We start from the raw sequence: 20,388 nt of genomic DNA on the forward strand, positions 1-20,388 counted from the left end.
GAAGGCTGTGTTCAGGCCGCTGGCGTCGCCCCGGTGATGATGCCGCCGCCAAGGCACACCTTGCTCTCATAGACCACGACGCTCTGCCCCGGCGTCACCGACCACTGCGGCTCGGCGAACACGATTTCGCAGCGCGCGGCATCCACCGCGTCGATGCTGCACGGCGCGTCCGGCTGGCGGTAGCGCGTCTTCGCCGCATACACCCAGTGCGTGTGCGGCGGGCGTCCGGACACCCAGGACAGATCGCTCGCCACCAAGCTGCCCGACAGCAGCGCCGGGTGGTCGTGGCCGCGCACGACGTAGAGCACGTTCTTCTCCATGTCCTTGCGCGCCGAGTACCAGGCCTCGTGCTCGCCCGCGTCGTCCGCCATGCCCTTCAGCCCGCCGATGCCCAGGCCCTTGCGCTGGCCTATCGTGTGATACATCAGGCCATCGTGCCGGCCGAGCACGCGTTCGCTGTCCAGATCGCGGATCTCGCCCGGCGTGACCGGCAGATAGCGCTGCAGGAATTCGCGGAACGGCCGCTCGCCGACGAAACAGATGCCGGTCGAATCCTTCTTCGCTGCATTCGCCAACCCGGCATCGGCGGCGATGCGGCGCACGTCGCGCTTGTACAGGTGACCGACCGGAAACATCGTGCGCGACAGCTGCGCCTGATTCAGCCGGTGCAGGAAATAGCTCTGGTCCTTGGTGCCGTCTTCGCCCTTCAGCAGCTGAAAGCTGCCGTCGAATTCCCCAACCTGAGCGCGTACCTGCGCGTAGTGGCCGGTGGCGATGCGGGTCGCACCCAGCTGCATCGCGTGGTCGAGAAAGGCGGTGAACTTGATCTCGGCATTGCACAGCACGTCCGGATTCGGCGTGCGGCCGGCCTGGTACTCACGCAGGAAGCTGGCGAACACGCGGTCCTTGTACTCGGCCGAGAAGTTGACGACCTCCAGTTCCATGCCGATCACATCGGCGGCCGATACGGCATCGATCAGGTCCTGCCGGGTCGAACAGTAGTCGTCGGTGTCGTCGTCTTCCCAGTTCTTCATGAACAGGCCGACCACCTTGTAGCCGGCCTGCTTCAGCAGCAGCGCCGATACCGACGAATCGACGCCGCCGGACATGCCGACGACGACGGTTTCGCCATTTCCGGGTGCAATACCCGCCAGTGCCTCATTCATCCGGGTAGCCCCCATCCTTCCATTCTTCGATATCCATCACGACCGCCGGTTCGGCATGGTCGCGAAACCAGGTGTCGACGGCCCAGCGGCCGCCACCGTCGTTCTGTTCAATTGTCGCGCTGAAGTGCTGCATGATGAGCCAGCTGCGTCGCCGCTCGATGCCGGCTGCACGGTGGAAGCGCAGCGCGCCCGCCGCCTGCAGCGCTTCCAGCATGCGCTCCGTGGTTTGCGCATGATCGATGCAGTCCATGCGTCCGTAAGCACCGTCGTCGAGGAAATCGCCTGCGCGGTCGACGTGGATGGGCGACTGTTCGCCGGCCCAGCGGTACATGCGGGCGACGGCGTCCTGCAGCCGCAGACGCTCTTCCGCCGCATCGGCCGCCAGCAGGAGTTCATTGCGCAGCGACTGCATGTGCGCCTCGCTGTACAGGACGGTCTGCGTCGTCAGGCAGCTGTAGTTGAAGCAGACGTCGAGGGCGGTCGCGTGATCCGCGCGTGCGACCGTCACGCTCAGCAGCAGCGTCAGCAGACAAGCGGCACGGTGCATCAGGAAAAGTGCCGCACGACCGTCAGCGGCAGGCGGACGCCGGCCAGCCAGTCCTGCACGCAGGCCCACACCAGCGGACTGCGGTGCCGGGCGCGGCTGGCTTCGATTTCGGCCGGCGTCATCCAGAGGGCGCGGACGATGCCATCGTCCAGCGCGCGACCGGCGATCTGCTCACCGGCGTCGCCGGCGAAGGCAAAGCGCAGGTAGGTCACCTCACCGTCCGGCCGCCGCCACTGGTACACGCCGACCAGTTCGCGCGGCACGAAGGGGTGTGCGGTTTCCTCGATGGCCTCGCGTGCGCAGGCATCCACCAGCGATTCGCCCTCTTCGAGATGGCCGGCGGGCTGGTTCAGCATGAGTCCGCCGGACGTGTGCTCTTCCACCATCAGGAAGCGGCCGCGGTCTTCCATCAGCGCAGCCACGGTGACGTTGGGTTTCCAGATACGTTCGCTCATGCGGTGATTTTAACGCGGCGGCTACGCCAGGACCGCCGCCGAACGGCCGGCTTCGGCTAAAATCATTGGTTTACCGCAATCTCTGGAGTGTTTCCCATGTCGATGGCCGACCGCGACGGTTTTATCTGGTACGACGGCAAGATGGTGCCCTGGCGCGAGGCCACCACGCACGTACTGACGCATTCACTGCACTACGGTCTGGCGGTCTTCGAAGGGGTACGCGCCTACAACACGGAAATCGGCACCGCCATCTTCCGTCTCAAGGAACACACCGACCGGCTGTTCAATTCGGCGCACATCTACATGATGAAGATGCCGTACAGCCGCGAAGAACTGATGGAAGCGCAGCTCGAAGTGGTGCGCGCCAACAAGCTGGAGTCCTGCTACATCCGCCCGATCGCCTTCTTCGGCTCGGAAAAGATGGGCATTTCGACCCGCGGCGCCTCGGTGCACGTGTCGATCGCAGCCTGGCCCTGGGGTGCCTACCTCGGTGAGGACGGCCTGAAGCGCGGCATCCGCGTGAAAACCTCGTCCTACTCGCGCCACCACGTCAATGTGTCGATGTGCCGCGCCAAGTACTCCGGCACCTACGCCAACTCCATCCTCGCCAATATGGAAGCGACCGAACACGGCTACGACGAAGCGCTGCTGCTTGACGTCGACGGTTTCGTCGCCGAGGGTGCGGGCGAAAATCTGTTCGTGATCAAGGACAACAAGATCTACGAACCGGAAATCGCGTCGGCGCTGGTCGGCATCACGCGCGCGTCGGTGATCGAGATCGCCGCCGAACTGGGTTACCAGGTGGTGTCGAAGCGTCTGACCCGCGACGACATCTACACCGCGGACGAAGCCTTCTTCACCGGCACCGCCGCCGAAGTGACGCCGATCCGCGAACTCGATGGCCGCATCATCGGCGCCGGCAGCCGCGGCCCGGTCACCGAGAAGATTCAGGCCCGCTTCTTCGACGTGGTCAACGGCCGTGCGCCGGAGTACCACCGCTGGCTCACCAGGATCTGAACCGGTGCGCGGCCGACGGCCGCGCACCTTTCCCGTTCCGGGGCGCCTGCGCGCCCTCCCTCCGTCCGGAGCACACTGAAATGACCCAAGCCGGTAACGATTCCAGCCGCGACCACGCACGCGAAATCGAAGTCAGCGCGAACGACCTTCCGCTGCATTGCCCGCTGCCCGGCGCACCGCTGTGGGCGCGCCACCCGCGCGTCTTCCTCGACGTGACCAAGACCGGGCAGGCCGCCTGTCCGTACTGCGGCACCCGCTACAGCTATCACGGTCCGGCGATCGCCGGCCACTGAGCGGCGCGCGGATGGAAGTCCAGCGCAAGACCTTCTTCGCCTCGGCCCAGGAGGCGGAAACCGCCTTCTACGACGCGCGCAACCGCGGCGACATCGAAGGCATGATGGCCGTGTGGGCCGACGAGGACGACATCGTGTGCATCCTCGCCGGCTGCCAGCGCGCCAGCGGCTATGAGGCTGTGCGCGAAGCCTGGCGGCGCAGCTTCGCGGCTGCGCACGCCGACGTGCGCATCGGCAACGCGCTGGTCATCCAGGGCGCGCTGCAGGCCATACACAGCGTGCAGGAAACGGTCACCGTGGCGGGCGAGCGCCAGCCGCGGCCGCTGCTGGCGGTGACCAATGTGTACGCGCGCGGGCCGCTCGGCTGGCATATGGTGCTGCACCACGCTTCGCCGCTGCCGGCCGCGCACGACGTCGGCGACGCGCCGAAGATTCTTCACTGACTCCCGCACCCGGCGTGACCACCCCGCCGTCCTTCCGTCCGGCATCGTGGCTGCCCGGCGGCCACGCACAGACCATCTGGCCGCGCTTCATTCCGCAGGCCATGCCGACGCTCGTACGCGAACGCCTCGACACGCCGGACGGCGATTTCGTCGACATCGATTGGCTGCCGCAGCAAGCCGGGCAGCCACTGGTGCTGCTGTTTCACGGACTCGAAGGCAGTTCCGGCAGTCATTACGCGAAGGCGCTGATGCACGCGCTGGCAGCCCGTGGCTGGAACGGCGCGGTGGTCCATGCGCGCGGCTGTTCTGGCGAACCGAACAGGCTGCTGCGCGCCTACCACTCCGGCGACAGTGCCGAGCTCGACTGGCTGCTGCCGCGTGTCGTACCGCGCAATGAAGGCCGGCCGGTGTACGCCGTCGGCGTGTCGCTGGGCGGCAACGTGCTATGCAAATGGCTGGGCGAACAAGGGCAGGCGGCATCGACATGGCTCGCTGCCGCGGCCTCGATCTGCGCCCCGGTCGATCTGGGCGCCGCCGGTCGCGCGCTCGACCAGGGCTTCAACCGCGTCTACACGCAGTATTTCCTGCGTACGATGAAACCGCGCGCCTTGCTCAAGGCGCAGCGTTTCCCCGGCCTGCTGGATGAAGCGGCGATCGCCGCCTGCAATTCGATCCGTGCCTTCGACGACGCAGTCACCTCGCAGATCCACGGTTTCCGCGACGCCGACGACTACTGGACGCGCTGTGCGTCACGCCCGCTGCTGAAGGCGGTGCGCACGCCGCTGCTGCTGCTGCAGGCACTGAACGACCCGATGGTACCGGCCTGGTCGCTGGCGGGTCGCGACCAGCTTTCCTCCGACATCAGACCCGAATACACCGCGCAGGGCGGCCACGTCGGCTATGTCAGCGGCGCCCCGAAAGGGCGACTCGACTGGCTGCCGCAGCGCGTGCTGCACTTTTTCGAGCGCGGCGACTGACCCGCATCAGGCGACGCCCGCCACCATGCTCAGCGCGACCGCCTCGGCCACCTCGATGCCATCGACGGCCGCCGACAGGATGCCGCCGGCGTAGCCCGCGCCCTCGCCCGCCGGATAGAGGCCGCGCGTATTCAGGCTCTGGTAGCTGACCGGATCGCGTTTGATGCGTATCGGTGACGAGGTGCGCGTCTCGACACCGGTCAGTACGGCGTCGTGCCGGCCGAAGCCTTTGATCTGTCGATCGAAGGCCGGGAAGGCCTCGCGCATTGCGGTGATCGCGTATTCCGGCAGCGCGCTGGCCAGGCTGCCCAGCGTAACGCCCGGCTTGTAGCTCGGCTCCACCTCGCCCAGCGCCTTGGACGGGCGACCGGCGACGAAATCGCCCACCAGCTGTCCGGGCGCGTTGTAGTCGCCGCCCCCCAGTTCGAACGCCCGCGACTCCAGCGCGCGCTGCAGGTCGATGCCGGCCAGCGGATGACCCGGGTAGTCCTGTTCCGGCGAAATGCCGACCACGATGCCGGCGTTCGCGTTGCGCTCGTTGCGCGAATACTGGCTCATGCCATTGGTCACCACGCGGCCCTCTTCCGAGGTCGCGGCCACCACGGTGCCGCCCGGGCACATGCAGAAGCTGTAGACCGAGCGGCCGTTCTTTGCGTGATGCACCAGCTTGTAGTCGGCGGCGCCCAGTACCGGATGACCGGCGAAGTCGCCGAAGCGCGCGCGGTCGATCAGGCTCTGCGGATGTTCGACCCGGAAGCCGACCGAAAAGGGTTTCGCTTCGATGTACACGCCGCGATCGTGCAGCATGCGGAAGGTGTCGCGCGCGCTGTGGCCGATGGCCAGCACCACGTGGCCGGTGGCGATTTCCGTGCCGTCGGCCAGTTTCACGCCACGCACCGCGCCATCCTCGATCACGATGTCCTCGACCCGCGCCTGGAAGCGGATCTCGCCGCCCAGCGACTCGATCTCGGCACGGATCTTCTCGACCATGCCGACCAGCCGGAAGGTGCCGACGTGCGGCTTGCTCACATACAGGATCTCTTCCGGCGCGCCGGCCTTGACGAACTCGTTCAGCACCTTGCGGCCGTAGTGCTTCGGATCCTTGATCTGGCTGTACAGCTTGCCGTCGGAAAAAGTACCGGCCCCGCCCTCGCCGAACTGCACGTTCGATTCCGGGTCGAGTACCCGCTTGCGCCACAGGCCCCAGGTGTCCTGGGTGCGCTCGCGCACCGCCTTGCCCCGCTCCAGCACGATGGGGCGGAAACCCATCTGCGCCAGCACCAGCGCCGCCATGAAGCCGCACGGCCCCATGCCGATCACGACAGGACGTTGCGCCAGCCCGTCAGGCGCGCGAGCGACAAACCGATACGCGGTGTCCGGCGTCGGCTGCAGGTGCGGCGACGGCTTCTGCGCCTTCATCACCGCGGCTTCGTCACGCAGCTCGACGTCCAGTGTGTAGATCAGGTGGATGGCGGAACGACGGCGCGCGTCGTAGCCACGGCGGAATACATGGACGGCGAGCAGGTCGGCGTCGGGAATGTTCAGCCGCTCCAGCACGGCGGTGCGCAACGCCGCCTCCGGGTGGTCCAGAGGGAGTTTGATTTCGGTCAGTCTGAGCATCGAGGCAGGGCCTTGTCTATAAGCCAGCCCGCCAGTTTACCCGGTCAAAGCAGCCGACCGGAAACGAACTGCACTCAGCCCGTGCCCGGCTCACCGCGCAGACCGCGCGCGCACTCGCGCACCTCGATGCGGGCGGCGCGCAGCCGTTCACCGATCAAGGTGGCAGCGGTCATCGCCTCGGCGTCGCCGCACATGAAAACATCCACCGCCGCATAGCCGTGTTCCGGCCAGGTGTGGATGCTGATGTGCGATTCGGCCAGCAGCAGCACGCCGGTCACGCCCTGACCCGGGCCGAATGGATGGAAGCGGGTGCCGAGCACGCGCGCGCCGGCCATCCGTGCGGCATCGTCCAGCACGGCTTCGATCAGTGCGCAGTCTCCGAGCCACGCCGCTTCGACGCCATACAGGTCGAGCAGCACGTGGTGGCCGACCGGGGTGGTGCTCATTTATGTCCCGATCCCCACGAAGAGCCGGAGCCCGAGCCCGACGAATACGAGCGCGAACGGCCGCCGTCGTCGTCGGCATTGATCGCCAGACTGACGATCAGCAGGAACATCGCATACAGACCGAACAGCAGACGCCCCATGATTCAGTCCGCCGCCCCGTCGCCGGCGCGCACCGGCATCCACAGCAGGAAGACGACGATGCCGGTGACGAACATCGCAGCGACATTGAACGGCAGCATGTAGCGCAGATTCATCACGACGATGAGCACCGAAAACACCCAGGCGATCGGGCGCAGCGCCGCCTTGCCACCGCCCTCGAGCAGCACCGGAGTATCGGCGCCGGCGGAATAACCCGTGCGCACGATGGACGCGAGCTTGCGCCCGGCCCAGCCGGCCACCGTGTCCTGCTCGACCGGCACGGCGAGCGACCAGCCCAGTTCGCGTGCGCCGCGTTCCATGTTCAGCACCCGTTCGCCCTTCACGTACTCGCCGATCTCGACCGTGTCGCCAACCCGCGCACGCCATGGAAAAGCGCCGACCACCTCGCGTACCTGCGACGAATACAGGTAGCGCCGGACGAAGGCTTCACCGCCCAGATGCGCCGCACTGACGCTGAAACTTTCCGGCCAGGTATCGAGTACCTCGGCGCGCTGCCAGCCTTCGCGCGTCTCGATCAACCAGGAAAAACCGCGTTGCGGCGCGAACAGCAGGTACTCGAACCACTCGGGTTCGGCCGCCTGATGCGGTACCGCGCAACGCAGCCAGCCCATCACGCGCCAGGGCAGACCGTCGATGGTGAGCGTTTCGCCCGCCTGCAACGTGGCGCCGATCGCCTTCGCATCGGCCGCCGCGCGCCGCAGTACTTCAGCCTGCCCCGCCGCCAGTGAAATCTGCGAGCGGCAGGACGGGCAGGTCAGGTGCTGGGTCGCGCCGGGCACCACCGCCGCCGGCGCGCCGCACACCGGACAGATGAGCGTCGATACGCCGCCATGCAGCCGACCGGCCCGCGACACGACCGCGTCCGGGTCACGCAGGTGCTGCGCACGAAGTGCGGACAGCGTGACCGCCTTGCCGCGATACACCACCGGCGGCAGATCGGAATAGTCCAGCGTCAGGAATTCGTCGCGATGACGGTAATCGATGACGCGCGCGACCCAGCGCGCATCGACCGGAAAGGGCAGCTCACCCTCGGCGGCCACGCATTCGGCCTTGCGGATGTCGGCCGCGTGCCAGAACAGGCCACCGTGCGACCAGCGGTTGCCGGGCTCGACCTTGTCGAACAGCGGCGGACCGACCGCATCGCCATCCGGCCGGGTCAGCACGAACTGCCCGCCGAAATCGCCCAGCCAGCCGCTGCTGCCGTCGTCGAACAGCAGATACCACTCGTTCCACACGCCATGCTCGTAGCGCAGCTGGATGCGGCCGACGACGGTGAAACCCTGACCGGCGTGCTGGCCGCTGGTCATGATCTGCACCGGCGAGTGATCCTCGATCAGCGCCGCCTGCTTGCCGATGTCGCGTACGGCGTCGGCGTCGCGCAGCAGCGTCGTGCGGCAGTAGCCGCACACCGCCATGCGCGAGGCGGCCGAGCGGAACTCGACCGGCGCCCCGCAGCCGGGGCAGGCCGCCTGATACATCGCCATGCGGAAACTCAGCCGCCGGTGATCTGCTTGATCACTTCGGCCTTGGCCGTGTCGTAGTCCGCCTGAGTGATGAGACCACCGTCGAGCAGCGACTTAAGCTTGCCGAGCCGCACTTCGGGCGCGTCGGCTGCCGGTGCGGCCGGCGCCGGCGTCGCGGCGCCGGCCTGCGCGCTACGCATCGCCTCGGTCATCACCTGCCCCATCGAGAGACCCGCGCCCAGACTGGCGCCGATGCCCGCCAGCCCGCCCTCGTTCTGCGCCGCCAGCGGAATCGCATTGGCGGTCTGGTACTGCGTGTAGGTGGCCATATTGCCGACCATGCCCATCGAAATGCGGGTGTCGAGCGCCTTTTGCAGTTCTTCCGGCAGAGAGATGCTCTCCACCGCGAAGTTGTCGATCGCCACGCCGTAGCGCTCGAACACCGGCGCCATCGCCGTCTTCATCGCGTCCGACATGACGCCCAGATTGGCTGCCATATCGAGGAAGGGCGCGGCGGAATTGCCGAGCGTGCTGCTCATCGTCGATACGACCAGATTGCGCAGCTGCATTTCGAGGTCGTCGACCGTGTAGGTATCGCGCGTGCCGCTGATCTCGGTGAAGAACTTCTTCGGGTCGGCCAGCTTGTACGAATACATGCCGAAGGCGCGCAGCCGCACCATGCCGAAATCCTTGTCGCGCACCGTGACCGGTTGCGGCGTGCCCCATTTGCGGCCGAGCTGCAGGCGCGTGCTGAAGAAGTAGACGTCGCTCTTGAAGGGCGACTGGAACAGCTTGTCCCAGTTCTGCAGGTAGGTGAGGATGGGCAGTGTGTTCGTGTTCAGCGTATGCAGGCCGGGACCGAACACGTCGGCCACCTTGCCTTCATTGACGAACACCGCCATCTGCGACTCGCGCACCGTGAGCTTCGCGCCGTACTGGATTTCGAAGTCCTGCATCGGGTAGCGCCAGGCCAGCACGCCATCGCCGTCCTCGTTCCACTGCAGTACGTCGATGAACTGCTTCTTGATGAAATCACCGATACCCATTGCGGACTCCTTCAGGAAAGACAGGCGGCGTTGATGACGCCGACCACCAGCGACACCGTGCCCATCAGCGCGCCCATCGCCACATTGTTCGCTTCGATCGCCGCCTTCATTTCCGGCAGACTGCGCTCGATCAGCAGATAGGCCGCCATCTGCACCACCGCCGCCAGCGTGCCCCAGGCGATGAACATCAGGTAGTGGTCGTTGTGCAGGATGCTGGACGCCACGGTCAGCGAGAAGCCGATGATGGCACCGGCCAGCGACAGCGCGGCGGCGGTGCAGCCGCGGCGGATCAGCGGCATTTCGTGGAAGGGCGTGAAGCGTACATAGACGGCCGCGAACAGGCCGACCATGATCAGCCCGGACAGCAGGTGCTTCATGTACAGGTAGAACTGATCCACCGGCAGTTGCGGCATGATTGCGCGTCTCCAACCTTCTGTGCGTTCTGTGCGCACGCACTCTAGCCGCTGCCCCATGCCGCCGCAATCCCGCCCCGAACCCGATCTGCATGGCACCGAGACACGCGGCACGGACGCCGGCTCGCACCACCCCGGACTGATCGTCGCGGTTTTCGTCGTCGCCTCCTGCGGCCTCGCCTACGAACTGATCGCCGGTGCGATTGCCAGCTATCTGCTGGGCGAGTCGGTGCTGCGCTTTTCCACCATCATCGGCACCTATCTGTTCGCGATGGGCATCGGCTCCCACCTATCGAAGTACGTCAATGACAAGGCGGTGCTGGCCCGTTTCATCGACATCGAACTGATGGTGGGCCTGCTCGGCGGCCTGTCCGCCTGTGCACTGTTCCTGATCTACGCCTGGGCGGGCAGCCCCTTCCGCGTTTCACTGTACGCCATCGTGCTGCTGATCGGCGTGCTGGTGGGCATGGAAATCCCGCTGGTGATGCGCCTGCTGCATCAGCGCAAACAGGCGTTCGAGGCCCTGGTGAGCAGGGTGCTCACCTTCGATTACCTCGGCGCGCTGGTAGTGTCCCTGCTGTTCCCGCTGGTGTTCGCGCCGCTGCTCGGGCTGGCGCGCACGGCGGTGGTATTCGGCCTGCTCAACGCCGGCATCGGTCTGTGGGTGACCCGTCGCTACCGCGCGGAACTGCCGCAGGCGCGCGCGCTGATGCTGCGCGGCTGGCTGGTGCTGGCGGTGCTGCTGGCCGCACTGGCCTGGGCGCAGAAGCTGACCGACGCGGCCGAGGCCGGCCTCTACGGCGACGCCATCGTGCATCAGGAAACCACGCCCTTCCAGCGCATCGTACTCACCCGCTGGCAGGACGACACGCGTCTCTACCTGAACGGCAACCTGCAGTTCTCGACCCGCGACGAGCACCGCTACCACGAGGCGCTGGTACATCCGGCACTGGCGGCGCTGCCGCAGGCCAAGCGCGTGCTGGTGCTGGGCGGCGGCGACGGACTGGCGGTACGCGAGGTGCTGAAGTACCCGCAGATCGAGCAGGTAACGCTGGTCGAACTCGATCCGGCGATGACCCGGCTGTTCCGCGACACCGATGCGCTGGCCGCGCTGAACGGCTTCGCGCTGCGCGATGCGCGCGTGAGCACCGTCAACGCCGACGCCGCGCAATGGCTGGAGATCGCCCCTGGCCCGGGTTGGGACCTCATCGTTGCCGATTTTCCCGACCCGTCACACTACGCGCTGGGCAAGCTGTACGCGGTGCCCATGTACCGTCTGATGGCGCGCCAGCTGGCGCCTGGCGGTCTGATCGTTGTGCAGTCCACCTCGCCCTGGTATGCGCCGCGCGCCTACTGGTGCGTGGACGCGACGTTGCGCGAAGCCGGCCTGTACACCGCGCCCTATCACGCCAACGTGCCCAGCTTCGGCGACTGGGGCTTCATCATCGCCGGCCGCGACGCCGGCTACCGGCCGCCGCTCGACCTGCCCGCCGGCCTGCGCCATCTCGACGCACCCACGCTGGCGCAGATGTTCGACTTCCCGCCGGACATGCGCGCGCCCGCGGTCGAACCGAATCGGCTGAACACGCAGATGCTGGTGCACTACTTCGAAGAAGACTGGTCACGGCAGATGCGATGAAGCGCCGCCGCTTCCTGACCGCCGCCGCCACGCTGCCGCTGCTCGCCGCCTGCGGCAACGCGCGCACGGCGCCCACGATCACGGTGCTGCGGCCGGGCATGCGCGAAGGCCATGCACTGCGCGACGTCGCCGCCCTGCCCCCGCCCTCCGGCGAACTGCGCTGCGCGGTCGCCATCCTCGGTTCCGGTGTCGCCGGACTGAGTGCGGCCTGGCGGCTGGCGCGCGAGGGACAGCGCGACATGGTGCTGGTCGATGGCCCGGAACCCGACGGCAACGCCGCCGCCGGCGCGCTCGGCGGCCTCGCCTGCCCACGTGGTGCGCACTATCTGCCGCTGCCCGGCCCCGATGCGATGCACGTGCGTGAAATGCTGGCCGACCTCGGCGTGCTGCGCGGCGATCCGCGCGCCGCCGCACCCGAGTACGACGAACAGGCGCTGGTTCATCCGGCCGCCGAGCGCACGCTGGCCGGTGGCATCTGGCACGAGGGCCTGCTGCCGCGATCGACGGTGGACGACGCAGCCGCGGCCGATCGCTTCGAGGCGGCGATGCGCGACTGGGCGGCACGTCGCGGTGCAGATGGTCTGTTCGCCTTCACCGTGCCGCTGGCCGCCTGTTCGCGCGATGCCGCGCTGCGTGCACTCGACCGCGTCAGCTTCGCCGCCTGGCTCGATGCGCAACCGCATCGCCACCCGGCGCTGCGCCGCTACATCGACTACGCGATGCGCGACGACTACGGTGCGCCGGCCGGCGCCATCTCGGCCTGGGCCGGCCTGCACTACTTCTGCAGCCGGCGCGGCGAAGCCCGCAACGCCGAAGCTGGCACGGTACTGACCTGGCCGCAGGGCCTGTCGGCGCTGACCGGTGGCCTGCGCGGAAAGCTTGGCGCGACGCGGACGCTGGCCGGGCACGCCGTGCAGCTGCGGGCCGGACGCAGCGGAGTGAACATAACGGTGCTGGCGCCCGACGGGCGCAGCCTGCTTCTGCAGGCCGGGCATGCCATCTGCGCGATGCCTTTGCACGTCGCCCGCCGCATCGACCCCGAACTGGCGGTCGCTCTGCCGCGCGAAGCGCTGCCACCCACCGCGCCATGGCTGGTCGCCAACGTGCTGCTCGATGGCTTTCCGCACGAGCGGCCGGGTGTCGATCTGGCGTGGGACAACGTGGTGCACGACGGTCGCGGCCTCGGTTATGTGGTCGCCACGCATCAGCTCACCCGTGTCGCCCGCCCACCGGCAACGGTGTTCACCGCCTATCAGTCGGGCTGGACGAGCGCCGACGAGGCCCGCCGCTGGCTGGCCTCGGCCGACGACGCGGCGCTGCTGGAGCTCGCCCTCGCCGACCTCGACCTCGCCTACGACGGGCGCTGGCGCCGCCGCATCCGTACGGTCGAACTGGTGCTGCGCGCGCACGCGATGGCGATACCGCAACCGGGCTTCATCGACGCGCCGGCGCGCGCCCTGGGTGACCGCGACGGGCGCGTGCTGCACGCCCATGCCGATGTCAGCGGTCTGTCGCTGTTCGAGGAGGCGGCGTGGTGGGGCGATCGAGCGGCACGGATGGTACTGGGTCGCCACTGAGCAGCTCGTCCGCCTGCGGCGATGCCGCCGGCAGCCAGACGTCGATCTGCAGGAGGCCTTCCGCCGCGTCGGTCGCATCGAGCGTGCGCGCCTCGACCCGGCCGTCGTGCAGGTTCACGATTTCGCGGCAGATGGCGAGGCCGGCGCCGGTCCCGCCACCGGGCGGACGCTGTATCGCAGCCGGGCCGAACGGATCGAACAGGCTGTCCAGTTCCTGTTCCGTCAGGTGGGGGCCCTTGCTGCACACACGGATCGTCACGCCGCCGCGTCCGTCATGCGAACTGGCCGACAGCTGCACGTCGACCGGGCTGTCCGACGATGAACGACGGATTGCATGGTCGAGCACTGTGCGCAGAGCCTGCTGCAGCCGCACCGGGTCGGCATCTATCGCCACATCGGCGCCGCCGGCCAGCGGCGTCACCGATATCTGCTGCGCGCCAGCACTGGCGCGCAGTGCCTCGTCGAGCAGTTCATGCGCTGCGCACAGGCTGCGCTGCAGGCGCAGCGTGCCATTACCCAGACGCGACAGATCGAGCAGCTCATCGACCTGGGCCAGCAACCGTTCGCCGTTCTCGCGGATCACCTCGAAACGGTGGCGCGTGACGTCGCACAGCGGCGGCCGGCCGCGCAACGCGATGCGGGTAAAACCCAGGATGGCGTGTATCGGCGTGCGCAGCTCATGCGATACGCCGGCGAGGAAGGCGCTTTTCGCACTGTTTGCCAGGTCGGCCGCGCGCTGCACCGCGGTGCCGTCGGTCAGCTGCATTTCGACCAGCTCGGTCAGCCGGTCCCGGTGGCGCATCAGCTCGGCTTCCGCGTGCTGGCGCGCGCGCTCGCGCAGGCCGGCTTCGAGAATGAGGCCGAAGGTGCTGGCCGCCACCTGCACGCTGGCCAGACGCTCGTCATCAATCCGGCCGTCCTTCGCGGCCAGACCGACCAGGCCGGTCAGCTGCTCGCCGCGGGTGACGGCGATGCAGAGCAGACCCCGTCCGGCGGCCGAATCGCCCCCCGCAGCGACGATGCTGCCCGACGCGCAGCCGCGGCTGCCCGTCCCGAGCACGCCTTCGATCAGGTCGGCGCGCTCGCTGAGCCAGTCGGTCTCGCGACAGGCCAGCAGGCCGATGTGCGCCGTGCCGTGCGAGTCCCGTGCAATCTCGCCGATAAACCCGTCGTCGCAGCCGGACAGCTCGCACAGGATGTCGAGCATGCCGGCGAACACCGCATCGGCCGGCTCGCCGGCGATGAAGCGTGCCTGCAGCCGGCCGAGCATGGCGAACTGGTCACGGCTGCGCGCCAGGGCTGCTTCGACGCGCTTGCGCTCGCTGATGTCGCGCGTGTAGCCGACCGTGCCCAGCAGGCCGCCGTCCTCGTCCAGCACCGGCGCCGTCCATGCCTCGAACCACTGGCGGCGATCGCCGCTGTCGATCACCGACTCCGAGTACTTCGGCGCCCGGCTTTGCAACACCTCCATGTCCTCGACGCGATAGGCGATCGCCTGCTCGGTCGGCCACAGGTCGTCGTCGTCGAGGCCACGCGCGTCATCCGGGTGGTCCAGCCCGCCGGCCTCGGCCAGCGGACGGTTGACCGCTAGGAAGCGCAGATCGCGGTCCTTCAGCCACACCATGAAGGGGAAGTTGTCGAGCAGCGCCCGCTGATAGCGCATCGCGCGCCGCAGCTCGCCCTGCATCCGGTAAGACTCGCTCATGTCCTGAACAATGCCGACCAGGCGCGGCGCATCGCTGTCGAGTCCGGACTCCAGGCGGCCCTCGAACAACACCCTGCGCACCTCGCCCCGGCCGTCGGTCAGACAGACCTCGGCCCGGTGACGCGCGCCCGCCTGGGCGGCGCGCCAGGCCCGCTCAAGCTGCCCCCGGTCCTCGGCGGCGACGTGTCCGAGCAGGTCGGCAAAACAACGCACGCTGTCCGCGTCCAGGCCGAGAATGGCCAGCGCCCGCGGCGACCAGTCGAAGGCGCCCGCCTCGTGTTCCCAGGTGCCGGTGCGGCCGAGCGTCTGCGCGCGTTCGAGCACGCCGTGCAGGTGTTCGAGTTCGCGCCGGGTGGTGTCGAGCCGCGTCCCGGCCGCCCACAGCGCGACACAGGCGATCAGGGTCGGCACCAGCGTCAGCGCAACGCCGGACCCCGCCGAGCGGGCGTGTACCGCGGCGCCGAACAGATGCGACAGATCGGCCGCCAGCAGTCCGGCTGTCAGTGCGAGCAGCAGGTAGGCCAGCCAGTGGCGGGCGACATGGCGACCGAAATGGAACAGCGGGCTCATTGGCACGGGAAGGTCAGCGGGGTTCGGGCGACCTGTATTGAACGGCCGCCGACCGGTGAATCTTGAGCATCCGCTGGCGCAGCCGGTCAATGTGAAAGGCATCACGGACCGCGGCCGGGTCCGGCGCATGAAATCACCATGCACCGTGCGCGCCGCAGCGCCTGCGCGCTAGACTGCCAGCCAGTATCAGGACACGCAGGAGGCACAGTTGCCGTCCGCCGACACGCCGCAGCCCAAACCGATCCCGAACGACAGACGCATCCGCGCCCGCACGGATCCGAACGCCCGCAGCCTGTCGCCCGGCAACCGGCTGTTCCTGCTGTGGCCGCTCATCGCCATCGTCGTGTTGTTGCTGGCGCTGGCCGCACTGAGCATGGAAATCATGTCCGGCACCCGCGCCTATGTCAGCGGCGAGAGCCTGTGGAGCAAGGGGCAGAAGGCGGCGGTGATGCATCTGCTCGATTACGTTGCCTCGGGCGATGAGGCCGAATACGCGGCGTACCGTCGCAATATCGACATCACGCTCGGCGACCGCCGGGCGCGCGAAGCGCTCGACCGGACGGATCCGGACCGCGCCGCGGCGGCGCAGGGCTTCCTCGACGGCGGCAACGACGCGGGCGACGTGCCCGGCATGATCCGCCTGTTCGTCTGGTTCCGCTGGGCACCGCCGATGCGCGAGGCGATCGGTCTATGGGCCGAGGGCGACCGGCTGATCAGCGAAATCGACGCGGTGGCGCGCGTTGCCCACGGACAGATCAGCAGCGGCAGTCTGACGGCGGACGAACGCGCCGTGCTGACGCTGCGCGTGCGCCAGCTCAACCACACGCTGGAGTCGGTGGCCGTCCGCTTCTCATGGACGCTCGGCGACATCTCGCGCCGCATTCATCGCGCTCTCAACGTGGCGATGCTGGTGGTCAGCAGCCTGTCGCTGGTCGTCGGCGTGCTGCTGACGCGACGCATGCTGCGCGAGTCGCAGCAGGTCGAGATCGATCTGCGCACAAGCGAAGCCAGCCTGCGCGAGGCGCAGCGTCTGGCCGAAGTCGGCAGCTGGACGCATCGCGTGGACCGTGCACAGACCGAGTGGTCGGACGAGGCGCGACGCGTGCTGGGTGGCGCCGATGGCGGCTGGATGCCGGCCTGGGGCGACTATCTCGACCGCATCGCCGACGCCGACCGCGGGCGCATCGAAGCGGCGTGGAAGGCGGCGCGCAGCGAAGGCCGGCCTTACGAGGCCGAATACCGCATCCAGGTACCCGGCCGCGGCCAGCGCTGGATACACGAACGCGGCAATCCGGTCAGCGACGACAGCGGCCAGGTGGTCGTCATCGACGGCACGGTGATGGACGTGTCCAAACGCCGCGACGCCGAGGAGCGCGCTCGTCAGCTCGCCCACTACGACGAGCTGACCGGGCTGCCCAACCGCACCCTGTTCCACCTCGAACTGCAGCGCGCACTGGTCGCCTCACACGCGCTGGACACGCGGCTCGCGCTGATGTTCATCGACCTCGACCGCTTCAAGATCATCAACGACACGCTGGGGCACGACGCCGGCGATCTGGTGCTGGTCGAGGTGGCGCAGCGCCTGCGCGCCTCGCTGCGCGACACCGACATCGTCGCCCGTCTGGGCGGCGACGAGTTCGTCGTGCTGATCGAAGGCATCGAAGCCAACAGCGAAGCGGCCGCCGTTGCGCAGAAGGTGCTCGAACAGATCGGTCGTCCGATCGCCATCGACGAGCGCGACTACTCGGTCACGGCCAGCGTCGGCATCAGTCAGTACCCGACCGACGGTCAGGACGTGCAGACCCTGCGCAAGAACGCCGACCTCGCGATGTACCGCGCCAAGGAGAAGGGCAAGAACCAGTACGAGTTCTATTCCGTGTACATGAGCCGGCGCTCGTCGCAGCAACTGGCGCTGGAAGCGGATCTGCGCCAGGCGCTGGAGCGCGGGGAACTGGTCGTGCATTACCAGCCACGGGTGCGCGTGGCCGGCGGCGCGGCGCGCGTCGTCGGCTGCGAAGCGCTGCTGCGCTGGCAGCATCCGCAGCGCGGCCTGCTGCCGCCGGGCCAGTTCGTCGGCATGGCGGAGGAAACCGGCCTCATCGTGCCGATCGGCCTGTGGGTGCTCGAAACGGCCTGCCGCCAGAACGCCGCCTGGCGCCGGGCGGGGCTGCCGCCGATCAGCGTGTCGGTCAATGTGTCGGCCCGCCAGCTGGCGGATCGCAGTTTTGCCGACCAGGTCGGCCGCGTGCTCGAACACAGCGGCTTGGCGGCTGACGCGCTGGAACTGGAAATCACCGAAAGCCTGCTGATGGATCACCCCGAGCGTTCGGTCAAGCTGCTGCTGGCGCTCAACGCGCTCGGCGTGCGCATCGCCATCGACGACTTCGGCACCGGCCACTCCTCGCTCGCCTACCTGAAGCGTTTCCCGATCGACTGCATCAAGATAGACCGCGCCTTCGTCGCCGACCTCCCGGACGAAGCGGACGCCTGTTCGATCGCGCGCGCCATCGTCGCGCTGGCGCACAGCCTGCAGCGCTCGGTCATTGCCGAGGGCGTCGAAACGGCGGCGCAGCGCGACTTCCTGCTGCAGCAGGGCTGTGACGAGTTCCAGGGCTTCCTGTTCAGCGCGGCGGTGGACGCCGACGCCTTCACCGCGCTGCACGACAGCCTGAGCGGCGAGGTCCACGCCTGAAGGATCGGGCCGGCGGGCAACGGGCAGGGTAGAATCCGCGCCGGAAGTCCGCCGGGCAACCGCGGCGCGCAAGCGCGGAGGAAAGTCCGGGCCCCGCAGAGCAGGATGCCGGCTAACGGCCGGGCGCAGCAAGCCGCGCGAAAGCGCGGCCCAAGGCGACGGAAAGTGGAACAGAAAACATACCGCCGATGGCCGCAAGGCACAGGCAAGGTTGAAATGGTGCGCCTTCGGGCGGGCGGCAACGCCGGGTAAGAGCCCACCGCGTGCGCGGCAACGCGCACGGCATGCAAAACCCCATCCGGGGCAAGGCCAAATAGGGAAGCCATGACGCGGCTCGCGTCGCTTCCGGGTAGGCTGCTCGAGCGGCGTGGTAACACGTCGCCCAGATGAATGGTTGCCGGTGCGTTCGCGCACAACAGAACCCGGCTTACAGGCGGACTTCCACTCCTGCCCGCCCGTCTCCCGCATTTCCCCCACTCGGCTGCACGCCCGCCCCACTTTCGTCCACTTCGCCCCACGACGCGGCATGGCGCGGGCATCTGTTCACACCGCACATTCAGTTCATTTTCTATCCCATTAAAAACAAAGGGTTTTTATTTCACAACTTTGTGGAATATTACCGCTAAGTCCTTGTTGCAGAAATAGATTTGGCGCATTCCAGCTATTGACCACCCGCCGCTTGATGGCTAAAGTGGAGCAATATTGGATAAGAAGTGGAGTGATTGTGGGAAAGACGACTCTGACCGCCACTCCAGCCCGTCGCTGCTGACGGGCTTACACGGGCACGCGCATGTTCTACGGGACGACCCGCCTCACCATGGATGACAAGCACCGCATCGTCATCCCCGCTCGTCCGCGCAAGAAGCTGATGGACATGTGCGAGGGCGAGGTGGTGATGACGGCGCGCACCCGCGAACACATCCTTCTCTATCCGCTGCCCGAATTCGAGGCCCTGCTCGCCCGCCTCGACCAGCTGCCCGACCTCGATCAGGCCAGCAACGACTTCAAGCTCAGCTTCACCGCCAATGCGCGCGACGAATCCATCGATCGCGCCGGCCGTCTGCTGCTCGGCGCCGACCTGCGCGAACGCGCCGGCCTGACCAAGGGCGTCATGCTGGTCGGCCGCGGCAACCGCTTCGAACTGTGGGATGAAGGCCGCTGGAACGCTGAGGCCGCTGCGCGTGACGCCCGCGAGGGCGCGGTGCCCCTGCCGTCTGAAGTCATCAGTTCCTTCAGGCTCTGACATGGAACACATCCCCGTACTGCTCGCCGAGGCGCTGGACGCACTGGCGGTGCGTCCCGATGGCGTTTACGTCGACGGCACCTTCGGTCGCGGCGGGCACAGCCGCGCGCTGCTCGCGCGCCTGGGTCCGGGTGGTCGGCTGATCGCGCTCGATCGCGATCCGTCCGCCATCGCCGCCGGGCAGGCCATCACCGACCCGCGTTTCACGCTGGTGCACGCGCGCTTCGCGGAAATGGGTGCAGTACTCGAACAACTGGGCGTGCACGGCGTGGATGGCGTGCTGCTCGACATCGGCGTGTCGTCACCGCAGCTCGACGAAGCTGCGCGCGGCATGAGTTTCAGGCAGGACGCACCGCTGGACATGCGCATGGACACCAGCCGGGGCGAAACAGTGGCGCAGTGGCTCGCCCGCGCCGACGAAGCAGACATCAGGGAGGTCATCAGGGACTATGGCGAAGAACGGTTTGCTTCAGCGATTGCAAAGGCGATTGTTGCTGCTCGGAGCGAGCGGCCTGTCGACACCACATACCAGCTTGCCCAGATCGTGGCGGCCGCTGTCCGCACGCGCGAGGCGGGCCAGCATCCGGCGACGCGCAGCTTTCAAGCTCTACGGATTTTCATCAATCAGGAGCTTGAAGAGCTGTCGCTAGTGCTGCCGCAGGCGCTGGCCGCGCTCAAACCGGGCGGCCGGCTGGCGGTGATTTCCTTCCATTCGCTGGAAGACCGCATCGTCAAGCGCTACATGGCCGATCAGGCCTCGCCGCCGCAACCACCGCGCAACCTGCCGCTGCGCGCCGACCAGCTGCCGAAGCCGACGATGAAACTGATCGGCCGCTTCCGTGCCGGCAACGACGAAGTCGCGCGCAATCCACGCGCGCGCAGCGCCACGCTGCGCGTGGCCGAGAAGGTGGCCTGAC

Annotated in this window: 19 protein-coding genes and 1 other RNA gene; 10 read left to right on the forward strand and 10 right to left on the reverse strand. The window is 67.8% G+C overall.

The window, feature by feature from the left end; all coding sequences use genetic code 11:
• Window positions 1-11 precede the first annotated feature (11 nt).
• From mnmA to METFAM1_RS0108965, 3 genes are read right to left on the reverse strand one after another with little or no spacing between them, the layout of a single operon-like run.
• On the reverse strand, window positions 12-1,166 hold the full coding sequence (gene mnmA / locus METFAM1_RS0108955; RefSeq protein ID WP_019919270.1) for a tRNA 2-thiouridine(34) synthase MnmA: 1,155 nt from the start codon (window positions 1,164-1,166) through the stop codon (window positions 12-14).
• Complete coding sequence (locus METFAM1_RS0108960; RefSeq protein WP_019919271.1) at window positions 1,159-1,713, reverse strand: hypothetical protein; 555 nt, start codon at window positions 1,711-1,713, stop codon at window positions 1,159-1,161. Before METFAM1_RS0108960 ends, mnmA begins: the two co-directional genes overlap by 8 nt.
• Complete coding sequence (locus tag METFAM1_RS0108965; protein ID WP_019919272.1) at window positions 1,713-2,168, reverse strand: NUDIX hydrolase; 456 nt, start codon at window positions 2,166-2,168, stop codon at window positions 1,713-1,715. The genes METFAM1_RS0108960 and METFAM1_RS0108965 overlap by 1 nt, the downstream gene beginning before the upstream one ends.
• Window positions 2,169-2,264: 96 nt before the next feature.
• On the opposite strand from METFAM1_RS0108965, the gene METFAM1_RS0108970 reads away from it, so the two are divergent.
• From METFAM1_RS0108970 to METFAM1_RS0108985, 4 genes are all read left to right on the forward strand, one after another.
• Window positions 2,265-3,185 (forward strand): branched-chain amino acid transaminase, encoded by a 921-nt coding sequence (locus METFAM1_RS0108970; RefSeq protein ID WP_019919273.1) that lies wholly within the window; start codon window positions 2,265-2,267, stop codon window positions 3,183-3,185.
• An 80-nt stretch (window positions 3,186-3,265) separates the two neighbouring features.
• On the forward strand, window positions 3,266-3,478 hold the full coding sequence (locus METFAM1_RS0108975) for a zinc-finger domain-containing protein (RefSeq protein WP_018228380.1): 213 nt from the start codon (window positions 3,266-3,268) through the stop codon (window positions 3,476-3,478).
• 11 nt (window positions 3,479-3,489) lie between these two features.
• Window positions 3,490-3,921, forward strand: coding sequence for a YybH family protein (locus METFAM1_RS0108980; protein ID WP_019919274.1), 432 nt, complete (start codon window positions 3,490-3,492; stop codon window positions 3,919-3,921).
• A gap of 14 nt (window positions 3,922-3,935) precedes the next feature.
• Window positions 3,936-4,898, forward strand: a complete 963-nt coding sequence (locus METFAM1_RS0108985) for a hydrolase (RefSeq protein WP_019919275.1) — start codon at window positions 3,936-3,938, stop codon at window positions 4,896-4,898.
• Window positions 4,899-4,904: 6 nt separating this feature from the next.
• Here METFAM1_RS0108985 and METFAM1_RS0108990 read toward each other — a convergent pair whose 3' ends face one another.
• From METFAM1_RS0108990 to METFAM1_RS0109015, 6 genes are all read right to left on the reverse strand, one after another.
• Window positions 4,905-6,518: an NAD(P)/FAD-dependent oxidoreductase gene (locus METFAM1_RS0108990; protein WP_019919276.1), complete on the reverse strand. Its 1,614-nt coding sequence runs from the start codon at window positions 6,516-6,518 to the stop codon at window positions 4,905-4,907.
• A gap of 74 nt (window positions 6,519-6,592) precedes the next feature.
• Window positions 6,593-6,964, reverse strand: coding sequence for an adenosylmethionine decarboxylase (gene speD / locus METFAM1_RS0108995; protein ID WP_019919277.1), 372 nt, complete (start codon window positions 6,962-6,964; stop codon window positions 6,593-6,595).
• A complete protein-coding gene (locus METFAM1_RS21040) occupies window positions 6,961-7,104 on the reverse strand; it encodes a hypothetical protein (RefSeq protein WP_019919278.1) in 144 nt (47 codons plus the stop codon). Before METFAM1_RS21040 ends, speD begins: the two co-directional genes overlap by 4 nt.
• 3 nt (window positions 7,105-7,107) lie before the next feature.
• A complete protein-coding gene (locus tag METFAM1_RS0109005; RefSeq protein WP_019919279.1) occupies window positions 7,108-8,607 on the reverse strand; it encodes a DUF4178 domain-containing protein in 1,500 nt (499 codons plus the stop codon).
• Window positions 8,608-8,615: 8 nt separating this feature from the next.
• On the reverse strand, window positions 8,616-9,632 hold the full coding sequence (locus METFAM1_RS0109010; RefSeq protein ID WP_019919280.1) for an SPFH domain-containing protein: 1,017 nt from the start codon (window positions 9,630-9,632) through the stop codon (window positions 8,616-8,618).
• An 11-nt stretch (window positions 9,633-9,643) separates the two neighbouring features.
• A complete protein-coding gene (locus tag METFAM1_RS0109015; RefSeq protein ID WP_019919281.1) occupies window positions 9,644-10,045 on the reverse strand; it encodes a DUF350 domain-containing protein in 402 nt (133 codons plus the stop codon).
• Between the two features lie 58 nt (window positions 10,046-10,103).
• Here METFAM1_RS0109015 and METFAM1_RS0109020 point away from each other — a divergent pair, with 58 nt between their 5' ends.
• Both METFAM1_RS0109020 and METFAM1_RS0109025 read left to right on the forward strand, forming a co-directional pair.
• Window positions 10,104-11,684 (forward strand): polyamine aminopropyltransferase, encoded by a 1,581-nt coding sequence (locus METFAM1_RS0109020; RefSeq protein ID WP_019919282.1) that lies wholly within the window; start codon window positions 10,104-10,106, stop codon window positions 11,682-11,684.
• The gene (locus tag METFAM1_RS0109025) at window positions 11,681-13,261 is read left to right on the forward strand and encodes an NAD(P)-binding protein (protein ID WP_019919283.1); all 1,581 of its coding nucleotides are present in this window, start codon (window positions 11,681-11,683) and stop codon (window positions 13,259-13,261) included. Before METFAM1_RS0109020 ends, METFAM1_RS0109025 begins: the two co-directional genes overlap by 4 nt.
• Here METFAM1_RS0109025 and METFAM1_RS0109030 read toward each other — a convergent pair.
• Window positions 13,185-15,536 carry a PAS domain-containing sensor histidine kinase gene (locus tag METFAM1_RS0109030; protein WP_019919284.1) on the reverse strand — a complete coding sequence of 784 codons (2,352 nt, stop codon included), beginning with the start codon at window positions 15,534-15,536 and terminating at the stop codon, window positions 13,185-13,187. The two genes, METFAM1_RS0109025 and METFAM1_RS0109030, sit on opposite strands and share 77 nt — an antisense overlap.
• A gap of 208 nt (window positions 15,537-15,744) precedes the next feature.
• On the opposite strand from METFAM1_RS0109030, the gene METFAM1_RS0109035 reads away from it, so the two are divergent.
• From METFAM1_RS0109035 to rsmH, 4 genes are all read left to right on the forward strand, one after another.
• Complete coding sequence (locus METFAM1_RS0109035) at window positions 15,745-18,228, forward strand: putative bifunctional diguanylate cyclase/phosphodiesterase (protein ID WP_019919285.1); 2,484 nt, start codon at window positions 15,745-15,747, stop codon at window positions 18,226-18,228.
• A gap of 43 nt (window positions 18,229-18,271) precedes the next feature.
• Window positions 18,272-18,674, forward strand: an RNA gene (rnpB, locus tag METFAM1_RS20440) — RNase P RNA component class A.
• Window positions 18,675-19,018: 344 nt separating this feature from the next.
• Window positions 19,019-19,471, forward strand: a complete 453-nt coding sequence (mraZ, locus tag METFAM1_RS0109040) for a division/cell wall cluster transcriptional repressor MraZ (RefSeq protein ID WP_019919286.1) — start codon at window positions 19,019-19,021, stop codon at window positions 19,469-19,471.
• Between the two features lies 1 nt (window position 19,472).
• A complete protein-coding gene (gene rsmH / locus METFAM1_RS0109045; protein ID WP_019919287.1) occupies window positions 19,473-20,387 on the forward strand; it encodes a 16S rRNA (cytosine(1402)-N(4))-methyltransferase RsmH in 915 nt (304 codons plus the stop codon).
• The last annotated feature ends 1 nt before the right edge of the window (window position 20,388 follow it).

This window comes from Methyloversatilis discipulorum (assembly GCF_000527135.1).
Classification (GTDB): Bacteria; Pseudomonadota; Gammaproteobacteria; order Burkholderiales; family Rhodocyclaceae; genus Methyloversatilis; species Methyloversatilis discipulorum.